Source organism: Sporosarcina sp. BI001-red (assembly GCF_003384035.1).
Classification (GTDB): domain Bacteria; phylum Bacillota; class Bacilli; order Bacillales_A; family Planococcaceae; genus Sporosarcina.
The window spans coordinates 204111-221326 of sequence record NZ_QQAK01000014.1 but is presented as its reverse complement, the minus strand read 5'-3'; the positions used below and the strand labels follow the sequence as shown (position 1 = coordinate 221326).

At 40.8% G+C, this 17216-nt stretch carries 16 protein-coding genes and 1 pseudogene; 7 read left to right on the top strand and 10 right to left on the bottom strand.

Annotation, left to right across the window (positions count from 1 at the left end):
• Positions 1-19: 19 nt before the first annotated feature.
• Genes DVB69_RS14225 through DVB69_RS14210 form a run of 4 tightly spaced genes read left to right on the top strand, consistent with a single transcriptional unit; the run spans position 20 to position 3898 of the window.
• Entirely contained in the window at positions 20-211 is a 192-nt protein-coding gene (locus tag DVB69_RS14225; protein ID WP_116019770.1) for a capping complex subunit for YIEGIA, read from the top strand.
• Between the two features lie 23 nt (positions 212-234).
• Positions 235-2580, top strand: a complete 2346-nt coding sequence (locus DVB69_RS14220) for a xanthine dehydrogenase family protein molybdopterin-binding subunit (RefSeq protein WP_116019769.1) — start codon at positions 235-237, stop codon at positions 2578-2580.
• The gene (locus DVB69_RS14215; RefSeq protein ID WP_116019768.1) at positions 2577-3413 is read left to right on the top strand and encodes an FAD binding domain-containing protein; all 837 of its coding nucleotides are present in this window, start codon (positions 2577-2579) and stop codon (positions 3411-3413) included. The genes DVB69_RS14220 and DVB69_RS14215 overlap by 4 nt, the downstream gene beginning before the upstream one ends.
• Positions 3410-3898, top strand: a complete 489-nt coding sequence (locus DVB69_RS14210; protein WP_116019767.1) for a (2Fe-2S)-binding protein — start codon at positions 3410-3412, stop codon at positions 3896-3898. The genes DVB69_RS14215 and DVB69_RS14210 overlap by 4 nt, the downstream gene beginning before the upstream one ends.
• A gap of 35 nt (positions 3899-3933) precedes the next feature.
• Here DVB69_RS14210 and DVB69_RS14205 read toward each other — a convergent pair whose 3' ends face one another.
• The 3 genes from DVB69_RS14205 to DVB69_RS14195 all read right to left on the bottom strand — a co-directional run bounded on the left by DVB69_RS14205 (position 3934) and on the right by DVB69_RS14195 (position 6191).
• Positions 3934-4320, bottom strand: coding sequence for a hypothetical protein (locus DVB69_RS14205; RefSeq protein WP_233505415.1), 387 nt, complete (start codon positions 4318-4320; stop codon positions 3934-3936).
• Positions 4321-4510: 190 nt separating this feature from the next.
• Positions 4511-4969 (bottom strand): membrane lipoprotein lipid attachment site-containing protein, encoded by a 459-nt coding sequence (locus tag DVB69_RS14200; protein WP_116019766.1) that lies wholly within the window; start codon positions 4967-4969, stop codon positions 4511-4513.
• A 124-nt stretch (positions 4970-5093) separates the two neighbouring features.
• Positions 5094-6191: an acyltransferase gene (locus tag DVB69_RS14195; protein WP_116019765.1), complete on the bottom strand. Its 1098-nt coding sequence runs from the start codon at positions 6189-6191 to the stop codon at positions 5094-5096.
• Between the two features lie 410 nt (positions 6192-6601).
• Here DVB69_RS14195 and DVB69_RS14190 point away from each other — a divergent pair, with 410 nt between their 5' ends.
• Entirely contained in the window at positions 6602-7075 is a 474-nt protein-coding gene (locus DVB69_RS14190; protein ID WP_116019764.1) for a DUF4825 domain-containing protein, read from the top strand.
• A gap of 57 nt (positions 7076-7132) precedes the next feature.
• Entirely contained in the window at positions 7133-7354 is a 222-nt protein-coding gene (locus DVB69_RS14185) for a hypothetical protein (RefSeq protein ID WP_116019763.1), read from the top strand.
• Positions 7355-8006: 652 nt separating this feature from the next.
• On the opposite strand, the gene DVB69_RS14175 is transcribed toward DVB69_RS14185, so the two are convergent.
• The 5 genes and pseudogenes from DVB69_RS14175 to DVB69_RS14155 all read right to left on the bottom strand — a co-directional run.
• Positions 8007-9473, bottom strand: a complete 1467-nt coding sequence (locus DVB69_RS14175) for an amidase family protein (RefSeq protein ID WP_116019761.1) — start codon at positions 9471-9473, stop codon at positions 8007-8009.
• Between the two features lie 116 nt (positions 9474-9589).
• Positions 9590-10621 (bottom strand): serine hydrolase domain-containing protein, encoded by a 1032-nt coding sequence (locus tag DVB69_RS14170; protein ID WP_116019760.1) that lies wholly within the window; start codon positions 10619-10621, stop codon positions 9590-9592.
• Positions 10622-10929: 308 nt separating this feature from the next.
• On the bottom strand, positions 10930-12447 hold the full coding sequence (gene opuFB, locus DVB69_RS14165) for an osmoprotectant update ABC transporter permease/substrate-binding subunit OpuFB (RefSeq protein WP_116019759.1): 1518 nt from the start codon (positions 12445-12447) through the stop codon (positions 10930-10932).
• Positions 12444-13394 carry an ABC transporter ATP-binding protein gene (locus DVB69_RS14160; protein WP_116019758.1) on the bottom strand — a complete coding sequence of 317 codons (951 nt, stop codon included), beginning with the start codon at positions 13392-13394 and terminating at the stop codon, positions 12444-12446. Before DVB69_RS14160 ends, opuFB begins: the two co-directional genes overlap by 4 nt.
• 93 nt (positions 13395-13487) lie before the next feature.
• Positions 13488-13667, bottom strand: a pseudogene (locus DVB69_RS14155) (hypothetical protein); the annotation flags it as partial.
• Positions 13668-13883: 216 nt separating this feature from the next.
• Here DVB69_RS14155 and DVB69_RS14150 point away from each other — a divergent pair.
• Positions 13884-14867: a c-type cytochrome gene (locus DVB69_RS14150; RefSeq protein ID WP_116019756.1), complete on the top strand. Its 984-nt coding sequence runs from the start codon at positions 13884-13886 to the stop codon at positions 14865-14867.
• 58 nt (positions 14868-14925) lie between these two features.
• On the opposite strand, the gene DVB69_RS14145 is transcribed toward DVB69_RS14150, so the two are convergent.
• Both DVB69_RS14145 and DVB69_RS14140 read right to left on the bottom strand, forming a co-directional pair.
• On the bottom strand, positions 14926-16119 hold the full coding sequence (locus tag DVB69_RS14145) for an alanyl-tRNA editing protein (protein WP_116019755.1): 1194 nt from the start codon (positions 16117-16119) through the stop codon (positions 14926-14928).
• Between the two features lie 85 nt (positions 16120-16204).
• On the bottom strand, positions 16205-17113 hold the full coding sequence (locus tag DVB69_RS14140; RefSeq protein WP_199562872.1) for an EamA family transporter: 909 nt from the start codon (positions 17111-17113) through the stop codon (positions 16205-16207).
• Between the last annotated feature and the right edge of the window lie 103 nt (positions 17114-17216).

The window sequence follows — 17216 nt, the reverse complement described above, 5'->3', positions numbered from 1 at the left end:
TTAGAAGGAGTTGAGCGAATTGGAACGGCAACACGCAGGGATTGTAGCTGTGATTACCATGAGTCCGGAAAAAGTACAAAGTGGAGGAGCACCCGTTTTCATTGTGAAAGACAACAAGGAATTACAGACGATAGGGATGACACTTGAAAAGATTATGGATGCAGCGGCGCATGAAATTGATGCAAAAACGCTTGTTATCGTAGCACATTAATAATTTTGGGAGGGTTTTAGTGAATGACGAATAAGGTATTTACAACTGTCGGTAAACCAGAACAACGAATTGACGCTGTAGAGAAGTCGACAGGGAAAGTCAGATATGTAGGGGATTATTCAGTACCCGGTTTGATGCATGCAAAACTTGTGACGAGTACACAAGCGCATGCCAAAATTACATCCATAGACACAACAGAAGCTTGGAAGGTGCCTGGCGTACGTGCCATTGTGACAGGTGAGGTATTTCCATACCATATCGGTCCTATATTAGCGGACCGACCTCCTTTAGCATTCGAAAAGGTTCGATACTACGGAGAGCCAGTTGCTATCATTGTGGCAGACCATGAATACCAGGCGAAACTAGCAACAACGAAAGTGAAAGTGGAATACGATCCTCTGCCCATTGTGAATTCTGTACAGCAGGCATTCCAGGCGGATGCACCGCTCGTCCATGAGAATGCAGGAAGCTATACGAAAATTATTAGCAATGTATATCCGAAAACTGGAACGAATATTGGCAGTCATATTAAAATTCGTAAAGGAAACTTTGAAGATGAATGGGAAAACTGCGAAGAAACGATTACTGCGAACTATTCATTTAATTTGTCGGATCATGTGGCATTGGAGACAAGAAGCACAAGAGTGGAGATCAATCCTAGAGGGAAAGTCATAGTCCATTCTTGCAGCCAGTCTCCATTTACGATAAAAAAAGTGCTTAACCAATTTTTTAATGTGGAAGTTGGAAATGTTTTAGTTCATATCCCGATGATTGGTGGTGCGTTTGGAGGCAAGGGGACTGTTCAGTTAGAACCTTTAGCTTACTTAGCTTCGAAATCAGTCGGGGGAAAGTTAGTGAAACTTGAAATGGATCGGGAAGAAGATATGATAACATCGCCTTGTCGTGTCGGCCTGGACGCAACGGTTCAGCTTGGGGCAACGAAAGAAGGAAAATTAGTTGCAGGAAAATATACGTATTTGCTTGATTCAGGTGCTTATACGGATCAGGCAGCGGGGATCACAAGAGCAGCGGCTATAGATTGTACAGGTCCTTATGACATACCAAATGTATGGTGCGATTCCTATTGTGTCTATACAAATCATCCATTTGCTACTTCTTTTAGAGGGTATGGACATCCTGAACTCACCTTTGCCGTGGAAAGAACGATGGACCAACTGGCTAAACAATTGCAGATTGACCCTATTCAATTGCGCATTATCAATGGCATTAAGCCTGGACACACGACACCAACTCAAACGGTGTTGACTGCGAACAATATAGGAGACATCGAAAAGTGCATCAATCGTGCAAAGGAACTCATCCAATGGGATGAAGGGCAAAAAATGGTGAGTGGCAAAAACAAGGTGCGTTCTAAAGGAATCAGTATGTTCTGGAAAACCTCTACGACGGCAACGAATGCAGAAGCGGGTGCTATTTTGACATTTGAAGCCGATGGAAGCGTGAATTTGAATTGTGCAGCCATCGAGTTAGGACAAGGGACAAAAACCATTCTAGGACAAATTCTAGCGGAAAAGTTAGGGATGGGAATGGACAAAATCCATGTAACGATGGAAACAAATACACAGTATGATCCACATCAATGGCGAACCGTTGCCAGTAGCTCAACATTTTTAGCAGGACGGGCAGTCATTGCAGCTGCAGATCATGCGATTACCCAATTGAAAAAGACTGCGGCGACTGTGTTGAAATGTTCACCTGACGACTTGGATATTGGCGGGGGGAAAGTGTACTTAAAACCTGATCCCGCTTTCGGTGTTGATATAAAAGAAATAGCGTTGGGATATACCTATCCAAGTGGACATTCGATTGACGGACAAGTCGTCGGAATTGGAAAGCACATACAACGACATTTGACGCCAATGGATGAAGAGACAGGTTTTGGTAAGCCAGGGCCTTGGTGGTCTGTAGGAGTCCAAGCGGTGGAGGTAGAAATGGATACACGAGATTTCACGTATACCATTTTAAAAGGCGTCACCGTTCTTGACGGGGGGACGATTATTAATCCGAAAACAGCCCAACAGCAGATGCGTGGAGGGATGTATATGGGACTTAGTTACGCAACGAGTGAAAAGTTTATCTTCGATGAACATGGGGTTGTGCAGAACACAGGTCTTCGTAATTATCCGATGCTGCGTTATGGCGAGCAACCTGCACAATATCTTGTGGACTTCATCGAATCACCAGCTGCAGATGGTCCTTTTGGGGCAAGAGGAATTGGTGAGTATGGGGTCATTGGTGCTCCAGCCTGTTTAGCAAACAGCCTTTCTTATGCGCTTGATGTAGCCCTTAATCAATTACCACTCACACCTGAATCCATTTGGGAAGCGAGTAGGGGGTCAGAGGAATGATTGCTTTTGACTTCAAATATATAAAACCGACAACTGCTAAGGAAGCAAGCAAGTTGTTTCTTAACGCAAAGCAGAAAGGGAATAAAGCAATGTTCTATTCAGGCGGTACGGAAATTATTACATTAGCTCGTGTAAATCAGTTGCAAACAGATATGGTAATCGACATAAAAGGGATTCCGGAGTGCAACGTATTGGAAATACGCGGTAACGAATTAGTTATTGGCAGTACTGTTTCCTTAAATGACATTGCTAAATCAAAACTATTTCCATTATTAGGAGACACCGTCCAGCGAATTGCGGATCATACATCAAGAAATAAGATTACGATTGGCGGGAATCTAAATAGCGAACTGATTTATAAAGAAGGCATATTGCCCCTGCTGGTAGCAGATGCAAAAGTGAAATTAGCAAAAGGGTTGGAACAACGTATAGTCTCACTAGAATCTATTTTTAAGAAGCAATTGGAGCTAGAAACAGGGGAGTTTCTTGTCCAAATAATTGTGGATAAAAGCTACTTGGACCACCCTCATATGGCTAAGAAAAGGACAAAAATTTCTAAAGTAGGTTACCCGGTAGTTTCTGTCGCTGCACTAGTTAAGGAGTGTCAAATACAGATTGCATTTAGTGGTGTCTGCCAGTATCCTTTTCGATCGTTCAAGTTGGAGTCCGTCTTAAACGATACTAAGGTTCCGGTAATGGAGAGAATTGGAACAGCTATGCAACATCTTCCCGAAGATGTTGTGGATGACATTCAAGGAACTAAAGCATACCGTACCTTTGTCTTGAGGAATGTGTTAAAGGACATACTAGAGGAATTGGAGTTGACGAAATGAATTCGCTTAGCAAAACGTCTAAACAACTAATTCAACTGCATGTAAACGGTGAAACTCATGACGCGGTTGTCCGATCTGCAGATACACTGCTCATTGCTTTAAGAGAACAGCTTGGATTGACAGGTGCCAAACGTGGTTGTGAAAATGGAGATTGCGGTGCTTGTTCAGTCCTTATCAACGGAAAACCCTCACATTCCTGCTTGTCGTTAGCTGTTGAAGTTATTGATCAGCCGATTACAACGATTGAAGGACTTATGGATTCACCTGTTTCAAAAGCCTTTGTCGATAATTGGGCGATCCAATGCGGTTATTGTACACCTGGTTTTATCGTGAATTGTCATTCGCTAATTACTACTCATCCTGATGCTAATGATGAGTTAATAGAAGAATGGTTACAATCCAATATATGCAGGTGCACGGGGTATGAAGAGATACGGGAGGCTGTTCATACTTTGTTAGCTTCTGGACAGACAGAAAACGAATAAACGTCCATGACTTTTAAAGTCATAGACGTTTTTCTTTAAGCCTTTTTGAAACTGTTATTGCCGCTGTTTAAAGATTGGATAAGTTGAAGGGTCTGTGCGGCTTGCTCAATTTGTTGCTGGACTTGCTCCAATTGCTGTTGTTCAGCAGTGGTGGACTGGGTAATTGCGAGACCTTGCATGTAATTCAATTGTTGAATCGCTTGTTGAAGCTGCTGCTGGGCTTGTTGTAAGGGGGCTAAGTCGCCCATGACAGTCATTTGCTGAATGACTTGTACTGCTTGCTGCATCGCTTGTAACGCCTGTTTCTTTTTTAGACTAAACTGTTGTTCAGTTTGTGATTGGTTTTCCCTGAGCTGCTGTTGTTGCTGTTTAATTTGTTGTTCTTTGTAGCTTTGACCAGATGCACTACTCTTCATTGTCATACAAATCGCTCCTAACCAAAGTCATCGTATTGAATATCTATAGTTTGTCCTAATTTGTACACTTTATGAAAAAATTTATGTTATAAAGCTGAAAGTATTCTTTCGCCTGGGACTCCCAAAGAAAAGATATAGGTTTATCCATCAGTGAAGGAACTTTTCCAGAGTTGAACAGAATCAGAGATGTAAATGATTAGTTAATATCCATAAATACAGCGCGCATCTTGGGCACGTCTTGTTCGTCGGTCTCGGAATAACTGCCGTATATAGTTATAGTACTGCCCTCTGGTATTTCCGTTCGTTCACCTAAACGAAGATCGTCGACCCATAGTACTTCTTCAGACGAATCGGTGATGTCGCTTTTCAGTCCATATCGTCCTTCTTCAATAGAGAAAACAGTACCGGTAAAACTCACTTTCTTATTAGCGGGTACTTCTCCTTTGGAGATATCTTCGTACTTTACTTTAGTAGAATCAGCTTTCAGGCCTTCTTCTAACCCCACTTGATCTTCTGCTGTTTTAGAACCCGCTTGTTGCTGCGATTCCGACGTAGCCGGTTTTTTATCAGAATCTGAAGTCTTCTCAGATTTGTCCTCATTGTTGCATGCTGCGAGCATGATGCTTGCTACTAGTAAAATGAATAACTTTTTCATTTTCATCGCCTCCCGTGTTAATGATAATCAATTGTGCGTAAAAAGAAAACTGAAGAAGCATATATGCCTAAAAAAAACCTGAGAAGAGTATATCTTCACAGGTTGAGTTGCTGTGTGACCATCGCTATTCTTTAATCTGCCAGAACAACTTCGCGTTCTTCGGTAATTTCCCGAAGATGAAGCTTGCAAAAGGTACGAAGCGGTGAAAGAACCAGATGATAAGATAGCAAAGAATGACTGTAATCGAATACTGCAAAAAGATTGTAATGTGCCATGAAATCGGTGTGCCACGTGTCGGTAAGTACTTCATCACTTGGAACAGTACGAGTGGGTGCATTAAGTAGAAGCCGAACGAATAGTACGCAATACTACGCATCCTGTGGACAGATTTTTGACTTGACCAACGCACTATATACTCAGCAAAGTAGAAGAAGAACAAACTGCCGATCACTTTGAACAAAATCCCGATCATCTTATAATAATCATCGTCAATAGGCAACCGGTCAAAATACGTATTCCGGTATCGGATGAACACATAAGTCAATCCAAAGAGAAGACTACTGATTCCGGCAATCGCCATCTTCTTTTTCGTCATTTTTTCAATAATGGTCTCGTAGTACACCCCAATCCAGGCACCCAGCATATACGAGCCGATAAAGCTGAACATGAGAGGTACAGTGACAAAGTCAGTATGAATTGAAAATTGGAAATAGGCGTATTCAGCGAGAATTCCGAAGAGCCATAAGTACTTCCGGAAAAACGAGAATTTGCGGACTAGCATCATCAGTAAGGGGAATACTAGATAAAACTGCACAACAATGAATATGAAATAGAGCTGATATTTACTTTCCCCAAATAGGATCCGGTGAAGGATGTCCGACAACACAAGTGGACGATCCTGATAATGCCACATTTCCACTTCGTAAATGAGTGACCAGACAATATACGGAATGAGAATATACGTTACGCGTTTTTTCCAATAGGTGAGCAGTACATCCTTCGTAAAAGGACGATCCCGATACATGTAGAAAAACACGATCCCCATAATCATAACGAACATTCCGCCCTCAACCCGAATAATATTATTCAGAAAAAAGTAGAATGTGTTCTGAATTGAAGGTGCTGGAAACAAGTGTCGGTATTGAGCCGTAGTATGTACAAGCACAACAAATAGCATTGCAAAAAACCGCACATAGTAGATGGAAGCGATTTCTTTTTTCATCGAAAATCATTCCTTTACCGGCTTATTGTATAAGTGAACTGCCAGTATACCGTAAAAATAGAATGAATTGCAAAGTAATCCATGTCGGTGAACTGTCGGTAGTATTAAGAATTCCTTATGCGGGTTCCCGTACGTCGAAGTAATTAATAAACTAAACTCATATTTAATAAAAATAGGAACGTTGTCAACTAGACTAATGAATCGAGAGTCAACTATTTAAGGAGAATGACAGTAAAGTAAATGGTGACTAAAAGAAGAACGTAAACCATTTCTTTTGTCATGAAAATCACATCTTATTTTTGTTAGGTGTGAATTTCTAACAGATTGTTCTATAAGGAATATTAGAATAACAGATGGTATGATAGGTGATACTAAGCACGAATTCATGTCTGTCTGAAGAAGGTGATTAGATGAGAAAAGGACTATACGCTGTTATATTGGCCGGTGGGTTAGTTCTGAGTGGATGTTCCGTAGGGGAAAAGGCAGACCCGGATCTGTTCCAGTACAAAGATAGTTATGTGGGGGATGCGAATAAGTTAGGGGCTATTGCAAAAGAACTTCCCGGTTATAGCCAATATGAGGGAATGGAGTTAAAGACGAAGAAAGAACCTTATGAAGTGAAATTATATTATGAGACAGCAGACGGAGAGTTTACAGATGAAATGATGATGCGAAACGCGACCGCGTATTTTGTACTCGTCCAAAACACTGACCTGGTTACAATAGTGGTGGATGGAAAAGGACACACTGCAAAAAGAAAGGGTATGGAAGAGTGGTATGGTGTAGACTTAAGAGACGTGAACAATGAAGTAGAATTGAAAAAGCTAGAGGATGATAAGCCAGTGGATTCGGATGAGATTGCTGTCATCTTCGAAGAGAAATAGGTGTCAGATGACTTGCGTTTGTCTGCAGTGAAATAAGGGAGATGAAGAAGGAATACTATGTTAGGATCAGGAATCATCATTGTATTGAAAATGCTTCTGCCAATCATTCTTATGATTTTTGCGATATCTGCGGCGCTAAAAGCGTTACGGGGATACGAAAATAAGTCAAAGAAGAAGTTGGAGATGGAACGGAAGAAAACCGCTAAGTTGCAAAAGACCATTGATAAACAAAATGCGCGTCTAGAAAAACTAGAGCAAAAGCAATCAGATGACCACTAACAAGAAAGGGATCCGAAATGGATTCCTTTTTTGCTGTGTGTGGCTGTATAGGTAGGTGGATAGATTCAGCGTGAGCGCATCTAATTAAATCCTCATACCCGCATATCTTAGTTTTGTGGTGAATAAGAAGAAACCATTTTGAAAAAGATTAATCAAAATGGTTTCTTACCTAGTAGGTACAAGCTTCAGTTTTATAAAAAAGAATGCCCCTTATCCAGCTATAATCTGTTCTTATTGTGTAGGGGGGAGTAAGAACATTTTAGTTATGTCCCATATCTAAGAAAGAAAAAGCTAGCTACCCATGCAATAATTGCGACTTGAGTAATTATATACACTAAAAATTCAAAAGTAGAAAGTTTCCGATCTCTCTTCGTTTTTTTTAACTGTCTCACATGAAAAAATGAACATAAAAGTAGTATGGCTATAGACATTCCGTATATATTTTCCAAGAAACTGATCAATATATCATCACCTCTTTGTCCCACTTCAGGAACAGTTGTATGGTGCAAAATAAAAGTTAGGAAATCGTCTGCCGCTAGTTTGAAGAAAATTTATTATTTTGTGTACGTTATGCGTTTGCTTGAATCGGTTTCGTTTATAACCTCATCTCACAATTTCAAGTAAAGTATAGGGAAATAAAACTCCGCTATACTTAGAACTTTGGAGGTTCTCGAAGCTTAGTAGCCTGTTCAAATGCAAAAGCAAGTTTTAGTAAAATACCTTCACTAAAAGCGGTGCTAGCAAAAGTTATACCAAAAGGTCTTCCACTTTCCATATATCCAGCCGGTATAGCTATGGATGGATATCCAGCTTTAGCACTAATTGTTGATCCAATATATGAAGGGAACACAATGGCATCAAGATCATACTTTTTCAATGCATAGTCAATTCCTTGATCTTGAGAAAAATATAAGTCCTCTATTTTGGATTTTAAATATTCAGGACTTCTTAATGTGTTAGAAAGTCTTTCTGTTCGTTCCAATTTATCCTGTCCATATTTCAAAGCTTTTTCTTTGATACTAATATTAAATTGAATTAAATCAGATAAAGAGTGTACAGTCATATGAGAAGGTAATTTAGCAAGATAGTTATCAAGACTATGCTTTAACTCATATAACATTACGTCACCCTTCCACTCTCTATGGATAGAAGGAATCTCGATATCTTCAATAACAGTTGCTCCTTGTTCAATTAATACTTGAATCGCATTTTTAAACAATGATTCATCATACTCTCCTGATTCAATATATGCTTTTGGAGCGTCATTGAATATCCCTATTTTTGCGCCGTTTAATCCGTTCGAATCTAAAAAGATTGTATAATCTTGTTTTATCCTACCCTCACTTTTATAGGTGGCAACATCATTCTGATCTATTCCTGTTAGTGCACCTAATAAAATGGCCGCATCTGTAACAGTCCTTGCAAAAGGTCCTGGTGTATCCTGGGAGTATGTGAAAGGGATAATACCATGACGGCTAATTAATCCCACAGTAGGCTTAATACCTACTACTGAGTTCTGAATAGCCGGACTCAGAATAGAGGCATCTGTTTCAGTACCTACCGATAACATTGTGAAATTCGAAGCAACGGCCACTGCGGAACCTGAACTGGAACCTCCCACGAATAGTTGTGGATCGCCATAAGGATTTAAAGTTTGTCCTCCTCTCGAACTGTAGCCTGCCCACATTTCACTAGACATTCCATTTGCTAATTCTGTCATATTTGCCTTACCTACGATAACTGCACCTGCTTCGCGTATCCTCTTCACTAGAAACGCATCCTGATTAGCTATATGATTTTCTAATGCAATTGTTCCTGCACTTGTATGCATAAAATCATTTGTTTCTATATTGTCTTTGAGAACAACCGGAATACCATGCAAGGGACCTCTTGCGCCTTTTATTCTTCTTTCATGATCCAGTGCTTCTGCAATAAATATTGCTTCAGGATTTATTTCCAGCATAGAATTAATGATGGGTCCATTCTGGTCATACATCGCCATTCTATTTAAATAATACATTACTAACTCTTTTGAAGTAATTTCATCATTATCCATAGCTACTTGAATTTCACTTATTGATAGTTCTTCTGTAAAAAAACTTTTAAACTTTATATCCATTAAAGTTGATCAGTCCTTATGTTTTATATTAAACAGCTGTGTAGTAAGTGTGATATAGAAGGGAACTGATCTGGCGTTACTTCACAGAAATATGATCCCTCTTTAAAACAATGGGGTCATCGCTTACCTTTTTCTAGACATCCCATAACGGTATCGCCGAACGATCTGACATCAGCTAAATAATCATATCCCTCTGGTGAGCCAAAACTATTAAACATACGGACAGCGACTATATTTTCTTGAGGAATAACTAATAGGGTTACTCCTGTATATCCAAGGATTTGATAGGAACCTATTGGTACATCTTCGCCTATTTCTGTTTTTAAAGCGGGTAGATCCTTTATAAACCATAAAAAACCGTTCTGAGGTAAATTATCATCTAAGTGTGAAGGGCTTTGTAATTCTGTTGCTAAAGAAATAATTTTCGTTGGAACTATTTGTTCCCCCTCAATGGTGCCTTCATTTAAATGAAGGTATCCCCAATATGCTAACTCCCGCGCAGATACATACATGTTCATTGTATCGTCCTTAGTACTATTACTGATTTGCCAATTTCTTTCCTGGTCATATTTAAGAATGACTTCTGCAAGTTTTTCATGTTTTTTCGAATACCAATTGGACTCTGTAAAGTGTAATGGTTTAAATACGTGTTCATGTAAAATATCTGATACTGTCATTCCAGTAGTGCTTTCCACTATATCAGTTAAAGTTTTAATACCAATTTGTCTATAGGTCCAGTTTTCTCCTGGAGGATACTCCCGATAAGTTATACCTTCTTTTTCATTTAACCCGTGGGTATGCGTTAACAAATGTCTAATAGATGTGTCTTTCCATACATTGTGATCAAGGTCTGGTTTGTATGTTAAAACTAGGTCATCAATATTAACTATGCAACCGGAATAAACGGCGTAAGCTACTGCAAATCCAATATAGCTCTTCCTTACAGATGCCACGTGAAACTGGGTATCTTCTTGAACAGGTCTAGCTCCATTAGCAATAGATTGATGTCCAAGATATTCTTCTAAAACCACATGATTATTATGGATCACAATCGTTGCAGCCCCACTACAAATAACCTGATTATAAGTATTAGTTACGTGGTCTAGAACTGCAGAAAAGCTTTGTTTAAGCTTTTTATTAATGAACAAGTCTCCAATCAATCCTTTCTATAGCCGCAATATCATAAAAGAATATTCATCTTCATAGTGCCAGTTTGAAGCAATATCTTCACCTAGCTTTTGTGAAGTTTTTTAAAAATATAATCCATGATAGCTCCTCCGATTATTGCTGAATTTAGTAATTCATCATAATCATTAAATTGTATCAAATTTCCCAATAGATTATAAGGTTTTATTCAAAATAATCAAATTATAACTCTGGAACTCAATATTTAACTCCACACAAATCTTTCTATGTGATAGACAACGTAAAAAGGGCTGCCGCAGCAGCCCTTTCTTCACTTCAACAATCCAGCGTTTTCGAGGAATTCTCGCGCCACATCCTCAGGATTTTCCCCATCAGAGTTTACGCGGAAGTTCATATCCCGCATTTCATCGTCCGTCACTTTACCCGCGAGCTTATTCAACACATCTTCTAGCTCGGGATACTTTTCAAGCGTTTTATTCAAAAGAAGGGGAGCACCTTGGTATGGTGGGAATAGTTCTTGGTCATCTTCAAGTACTGTCATTTCGTATTCCTTCAATTCACTATCCGTCGAGTATGCATCCATTAAGTTAATGTCACCGGTTTCGATCGCTTGATACCTCAATTTCGGTTCCATTGTTTTCACAGAAGGGAACTCCAGGCCATATAGCTTTTGAATTCCTTTATAGCCATCTTCTCGGTCATTGAATTCAAGAGTAAATCCTGCTTTTACATTCGTTCTGACTGAAGCTAAGTCCGAAATGGTCTTAACGCCGGTCTGTTCTTCAAACTGTTTGGAAATTGCCAATGTATACGTATTGTTATACGACATCGGCGGTAGCAGCGTCATGTCAAATTGATCGGCAAGACCATCACGCGCTTGTTCGTACACTTCCTTGCGATCATTGCTGACAGCTTCTTCTTTCAGAAATTCTGAAAGTGCCGTCCCTGTGAACTCAGGATACATGTCAATGCTGCCTGATTTCAGCGCATTGAAGACGAATGATGTTTTCCCGAGACCGGGTTTCAGTTCGACAGTTAGGTCAGTTTCCTCTTCAATGAGGAGTTTGTACATATTAATGAGGATGTCGGGTTCAGCCCCGAGTTTAGCCCCGAGCACTAATTGCTTATTCGAACGCCCTGACAAAAATGGGAACACGATAACGAGCAACGCAATCATGAAAAATACGATGAGAGCGGTAGTAGCCCTTTTAAATGAAAGACCTTCGAATTTCTTAAGTAAAAAATCAAATGCGAGTGCTAGAAGTGCTGCAGGTATCGCTCCTAATACAATAAGAGAGGGGTTATTACGGTCAATTCCAAGAAGGATTAAATCCCCTAGACCACCCGCTCCGATGAGTGCAGCGAGCGTAGCTGTTCCGACAATCAACACCATCGACGTACGGATACCAGCCATAATGACAGGCATAGCAAGAGGAAGCTCAACTTTGGTCAGTCGCTTCCACGTCGTCATCCCCATTGCAGTGGCAGCTTCTATTAATGAAGGATCGACTTCTTTGATCCCTGTATATGTGTTACGCAGAATCGGCAATAACGCATATGCAACGAGTGCGATAATCGCAGGTACTTTCCCAATGCCTAGCAAGGGAATGAGTAATCCTAGCAAGGCGAGGGAAGGGATAGTCTGTAACACTGCACTTGCACCAATGACACTTTCCGCAATTCGTCTTTTGTTCGTTAGATAGATTCCAAGTGGAATGGATATTAAGACTGCAAAAAAGAGCGCAATCAAGGAAATTTGTATATGTTCTAATAGGGCACTAGCCAATTCCCCCTTACGATCTTGAAAAACTTCAAAGAAATGAGTCATGCCGTCGCCGTCCTTTCTTTCGCCTGTGAGGCTAAAAAGGCGAGCAACGCTTCACGTGATAACATGCCGACGATGATGTCATTTTCTTTGATAGCAACTACTTCAGCTACTAGTAGTGCATCCAATACCTTACTCCATCCGGCGTCAATTGCTAGTGTAGTAGCATCAATATGTACAACTTCAGACGCAGGTTCCATATGATCACGGATAACAAACGGTTGAGATCCACCACTTCTGATGAATTCCTGTACAAACGGCGTAGCAGGGGCAGCTGTAATCTCATCAGGTGTTCCAAGCTGTTCTATTTTCCCGTTTTTCATTATGCAAATACGATCACCTAGTTTCATTGCCTCCTGGATGTCGTGTGTAACGAATACAATCGTCTTTTTTATCGTCCTCTGTAAATGCAACAAGTCTTCTTGTAGTTTCGATCTACTGATTGGATCGAGTGCACTGAATGGTTCATCCATCAATACAATATCTGGATCTGCGGCAAGTGCCCGAACGACTCCAATTCTTTGCTGTTGTCCACCGGATAGTTCACTAGGTTTACGCCCTCTATATGTATGAGGATCTAACCCGACCATATTTAGCAATTCAGTTACCCGCTTGTGAATACGGTCTTTTTTCCACTGTTTCAGTTCAGGAACTATTGAAATGTTTTCTTCAATTGTCATGTGTGGAAATAATGCAATCTGCTGCAAGACATACCCGATTTGCCAGCGTAACTCGTGAATCGCATAATCACTAATCTTTTTATCTTGAATACGTATTGTCCCGTCTGACAGTGGGATAAGACGGTTAATCATTTTTAATGTTGTGGTCTTTCCGCAACCGCTTGGTCCAATCAGTACAAAAAATTCCCCTTCTGCAATTTCGAAATTGACTGACTCTACGACGTTCGTTTTTCCATCGTATGACTTGGACACGCCTTCAAACTTGATCATCGGCACCGCTCCTTATTTTCCGCAAACTCTCTTACCCTGGATTTACTAGATAGAGATCTATATACCTATATCCTTAAATATAGAAAAAAAACCTCATCCGTACAAATATTTGTACGACTGGAGGGAGAAATCTATTCTATTATCTTTTTTTTCCATTGGATAGAGGTTTGTAAAGTAGTCATTTGTCACTTTACGAACTTTTCCACTTAAGAACAATACAGCAATAACGTTCGGTACGACAACAATTGCAAGTAGCAAATCAAGGAATTTCCAGACGAATTGTAGTCAACCAAGCGCATCACTTTTGAAAAACCGGGCGGAAAGTCGTAGAGAATAGGATGAAATTCAATCAATTGGGTTGAGGATGGATGTTTTACTTGGTGATTAACAACTACTAAGGGAATTCCCTATTTAGAGTCTATTTACTTTAATGCCATATCTTAATAGAATCTCGTTTGATACAATAGTCTTAAAGAAGGAGGAAGTAAAATGAGAAAAACCTCGACTTTAGTATTAACTGTAGTAGTGGCAATTTTTGCACTTACCATTGTCCTTATGTCTTTCCAATTAAAAACGAACAAAGCAGCTGGGGATGAAGTCGTAGCAAATGTAACTGAAACTGAATCTGAATCTGGTAGTGCCGCAAGTGGTGAAATCCAACATAATCCGCCCTCCATGGATGACGTTCCAGAAGGAGAACTCGGAGATGCGATCAATCGCGGATATGATCTAGTGAACGATACATCAAATATACTACGTGGAGAAGCTGTCACTGTAGAAGATGGCGAAAAATTAGTGAACGAACTGTCTTGTACGAGTTGCCACGCCGGTGCAGGACTAGATAGTGAAGTTTCTTCCCTTGTAGGAATGTCAGCGGTGTATCCGATGTATATCGGACGCTCTGGTAAAGTTGTTTCATTAGAGGATCGTATCAATGGATGTATGATTCGAAGCATGAATGGTACAAAGTTTGAAAGTGATGATCCAGATTTAAAAGCAATGGTTGCTTATATGACCTATATTTCTGAAGGAATTCCAGTTGGTGCTGAGCTAACTTGGCGTCACCAGAATAGTGTAGACGATATGCCGATTCCAAGTGTTGCAGATGGAGAAAAGGTGTATCAGCAATCTTGTGCGACATGTCATGCAGGTGACGGTAGCGGAACAGGTTCGAACACTGGTCCGGCTTTATGGGGAGATGGCTCCTTTAACGATGGTGCAGGGATTGCGCGTCTAACAAAAATGGCAGGCTATGTGCACAACAACATGCCGGTCGGTAATCCAGGAAGTTTGTCAGACCAGGAAGTTGCTGATGTTTCAGCATTCATCCTCTCACAAGACCGTCCTGAGTTCGGTAACCACGAAGGAGATTGGCCAAATGGCGGACGTCCGACCGACTTAATGACTAAAGAACTTCGCGATGAAGTTAAGGCCGGCACAATCGACTGGGAAGCGGTTATTGGTAAGAAATAAAAAAAGCCTCAACTCTGCGAGTGAAAACGTAGAGTTGAGGTTTTTTGTCGACTTCTGTTTACGCGTGGACAGGAATGGATCTTTCCAACAATTCCGCGAGCTCTTGTGCAGAAATTAGTCGTGAGCCACCGCCTTGTACGGTAGTAGCTGAACCGCCACCTTTACCTTCGATGATAGGAAGTGCGATGGATGAAACTGTTCTCATATCTGGAGATAGAGAGTTGGTACGGGATGCGACAAACTGTAACTTATCATCAGTCTCAGAAACGAGTACCACAATTGCACGTTCACAAAGAGCAAGTGTTTTACGAGCGAGCTTTTGCAATTCTTGCATGGACCGATCTGTGTACGTTTGACGGATGACGGTAGTTTTTCTTCCAGCAAGAGATGCAGCTTCGACGTCGAGCAATTGTTCGTAAGCGGCTTCTAATTTCTTTTCCGTAGTATGTTGCGCATCCAGCAGTTTTTGTGTAGCTTCGGCTGCTTGAACTAAGGGGGTACTCAGTAGCTGAGCGACATCTGAAAGTTCTTCATGAACCGCTCCGAGCTGATCGAGGACTCTTTTACCACAGACAAAGTGAATCCGAGTATTCTTTTTCTGCTTTTCAGTTGATAGGATTTTTAATGATCCAATTTGTCCAGTTGAGCTTGGATGTGTACCTCCGCAACCGTTTGTATCGAAATTTGGAATAATGACAAGGCGAATTTCCTCATCGACACTTACTTGCTTGCGAAGCGAATAGGCAGACAGTTCTTCTTGAGTCACCCACCTTTGCTCAATCGGACGATTTTCAAGGATGACTGCATTGGCAAGTTTTTCAGCCGCACGCAAATCACCGGTAGAGACCTGTTCAGTTGCGAGGTCGATGGTCACGAATTCTCGACCGAGATGAAAGCTGACGGTAGGATAGTTAAAAAGCTCAACAAAAGCAGCTGTCAAAATATGTTGACCCGTATGTTGTTGCATATGATCAAATCTGCGATCCCAATCGATTTCTGCTGAAACCGTTCCTCCGGAGGATAATGGACTTTCTAAATAGTGTCGAACCTCTCCGTCCACTTCTTCTACGTCTACCACAGCAACGTCTGCAATGTGACCGGTATCATGGGGTTGCCCTCCTCCAGTAGGATAAAACGCAGTATTTTCCAGTACTACGAAAGGACGTCCTTGTTCGTCGATTGCATGCTGTATCACTGTCGTTGTGAAGCTGGTACGGTAAGGTTCTTGATAATATAGGCGTTCTTGTAACATCTAAAAACTCCTCTCAACCTTGATTTTTTCTCATGTATTCATTGTACGAGGTTGAGGTTCTTTATGCAAAAACGTCTGGACTGCATTAGAGCAGTTCAGACGTTTTTGGTGGGAGGCGCTTTAGTCGCCGCTGTGCAAGTGATGGTAAAGTCATCCCGGTTAATATAATGAAGATCCCGATGATTTGCATGAACGTGATATGTTCTCCCACTAATACAACAGAGGCGGTCATTGCGACCGGGAGTTCCATGGCACTAAGAATCGATGTCATCGCGGTCCCCACTTTAGGAACTGCGATGGAAAAGAGATAAATGGGAATGATAATTCCAAATAAGCCCAGAATAAGTCCATACAATAAGAGGCTTGAAGTGAATAGTTGTCCGGTCCAAACGATTTCAGGCGATTGGAAGAATAAGATTACAATTGCTGCAAAGAAGGAAGTGAAGAGTAGGCGGGTTGTTGTATCCATACCTTCAACCGCTTTCTGGTTGGCCATCACGAATGAGGCGAAACTAGTTGCAGAAGCCAGGCCAAATGCCCAGCCTTGCCAAGGGATGCCACTCAGATCGACATTTAAAATTCCTGCTGCAAAAATCGTCCCTGAGAAAAGGAAAACGAGTGAAATCACTTCCACCCTCTTCGGGAAACGACGCCTTGCGATACAGTCAAACAGCATGCCGATCCACGTAAATTGGAAGAGCATAACGACTGCCAGTGAAGCAGGCATATACTCAACTGTTTTTCCATATACAATCCCTGTTAAAGCAGTGAAAAAACCTGCAAATATAAGTGTCCAGCCCCCACCAAAACGAGGACGTTTGTGTTGAATAATAACGTAAAGTAAAATGGCTATTAAAAATCCTATGAAGTATTGGCTAGTAACAGCTTGAGAAGCTGAGTACCCGTCTTTAATGGCTAATTTAACAATTGATGAAAGAATGCCGTAACTACTTGATGCAATAATTACGAGTAGTGGATATATCCAAAATTTCATAATGCATTTCCTCCTAAGCTAACTAGTATATCATGCTAATTTCCATTTTGATACATAGGATGTCAGACCTCTTGTTATTTCCCGGGAAATGAATGCATAAAAA

What these genes read in the sequence shown, in the direction of transcription:
- DVB69_RS14220 (WP_116019769.1), top strand. Translation starts at nt 235, where the DNA reads ATGACGAATAAGGTATTTACAACTGTCGGTAAACCAGAACAACGAATT.
- DVB69_RS14215 (WP_116019768.1), top strand. Translation starts at nt 2,577, where the DNA reads ATGATTGCTTTTGACTTCAAATATATAAAACCGACAACTGCTAAGGAA.
- DVB69_RS14210 (WP_116019767.1), top strand. Translation starts at nt 3,410, where the DNA reads ATGAATTCGCTTAGCAAAACGTCTAAACAACTAATTCAACTGCATGTA.
- DVB69_RS14205 (WP_233505415.1), bottom strand. Translation starts at nt 4,320, where the DNA reads ATGACAATGAAGAGTAGTGCATCTGGTCAAAGCTACAAAGAACAACAA.
- DVB69_RS14200 (WP_116019766.1), bottom strand. Translation starts at nt 4,969, where the DNA reads ATGAAAAAGTTATTCATTTTACTAGTAGCAAGCATCATGCTCGCAGCA.
- DVB69_RS14195 (WP_116019765.1), bottom strand. Translation starts at nt 6,191, where the DNA reads ATGAAAAAAGAAATCGCTTCCATCTACTATGTGCGGTTTTTTGCAATG.
- DVB69_RS14190 (WP_116019764.1), top strand. Translation starts at nt 6,602, where the DNA reads ATGAGAAAAGGACTATACGCTGTTATATTGGCCGGTGGGTTAGTTCTG.
- DVB69_RS14185 (WP_116019763.1), top strand. Translation starts at nt 7,133, where the DNA reads ATGTTAGGATCAGGAATCATCATTGTATTGAAAATGCTTCTGCCAATC.
- DVB69_RS14175 (WP_116019761.1), bottom strand. Translation starts at nt 9,473, where the DNA reads ATGGATATAAAGTTTAAAAGTTTTTTTACAGAAGAACTATCAATAAGT.
- opuFB (WP_116019759.1), bottom strand. Translation starts at nt 12,447, where the DNA reads ATGACTCATTTCTTTGAAGTTTTTCAAGATCGTAAGGGGGAATTGGCT.
- DVB69_RS14160 (WP_116019758.1), bottom strand. Translation starts at nt 13,394, where the DNA reads ATGATCAAGTTTGAAGGCGTGTCCAAGTCATACGATGGAAAAACGAAC.
- DVB69_RS14150 (WP_116019756.1), top strand. Translation starts at nt 13,884, where the DNA reads ATGAGAAAAACCTCGACTTTAGTATTAACTGTAGTAGTGGCAATTTTT.
- DVB69_RS14145 (WP_116019755.1), bottom strand. Translation starts at nt 16,119, where the DNA reads ATGTTACAAGAACGCCTATATTATCAAGAACCTTACCGTACCAGCTTC.
- DVB69_RS14140 (WP_199562872.1), bottom strand. Translation starts at nt 17,113, where the DNA reads ATGAAATTTTGGATATATCCACTACTCGTAATTATTGCATCAAGTAGT.